The organism is Vibrio sp. YT-19(2023) (assembly GCF_033337395.1).
In genome coordinates this window covers 1-704 of the sequence record NZ_JAWOQN010000488.1, presented here as the reverse complement: position 1 = coordinate 704, position 704 = coordinate 1, and the positions used below count along the sequence as shown (strand labels likewise).

Here is a 704-nt window from a genome sequence, read left to right as displayed (position 1 = left end):
CGCCGAGAAGTTCTTGATTACTCTCCCTTTTGTCGGCCACAACCACTTCGATACTTTGTCGTTTTGTACCGTCGTTGTTGGCGGCTTCGGTTTAGTAGGTTGGTTATCTTTTGAACCAACATACTCCTTTGCTTTGGTTTGTTCAACTTTCTTTGGCGGCTCTTTTTGTGCGACTTTAGTCGGAGTTGTTGTAGGCTTTTGACTAGAGTTTTTACTTGAAGTCACAGGCTTTGTCGTCGTCGTTGGCTTCACCACTGGAGGCGGTGTCGTTGTAACTACAGGTACTACAACGGGTTCAACTTTTTGGCCATATTTTGGCGCGACATATTTCGGAGCCCAAAGTTTTAGCTTTTGACCTGGATAAATGGTGTAAGGCTGAGAGAGCTCGTTGTAACGTACAAGATCATTTACATCTTTATCTGTGACGTAAGCAATGAAATAAAGTGTGTCACCTTTCTTTACTTCGTAGTAACTCCCTCTATAACTGCCACGCTCAACGCTCGAATAATCCTTCTTTAGGCTGGAAACAGGCGCAGGTGAGTGAGCCGCGCAACCAACGAGTCCCGCAGCTAATACAAAGCTAATACCAATATGACGCAGTAACTTACTCACCTAACCTCAGATCCTTAAGCCAAATCACCCGCCACAAGAGGAACAAAGCGAACCATTTCCACAACGGTAGAAAGGTACTCGTCACCCTTGCG

At 45.5% G+C, this 704-nt stretch carries 1 protein-coding gene and 1 pseudogene; both read right to left on the bottom strand.

All coding sequences use genetic code 11. From position 1 onward, the window contains the following. A partial coding sequence (locus tag R7E78_RS26690) for a LysM peptidoglycan-binding domain-containing protein (RefSeq protein WP_318058680.1) occupies window positions 1–612 on the bottom strand: 612 nt, incomplete at its 3' end. A 14-nt stretch (window positions 613–626) separates the two neighbouring features. Next, window positions 627–704, bottom strand: a pseudogene (locus tag R7E78_RS26685) (protein-L-isoaspartate O-methyltransferase); the annotation flags it as partial.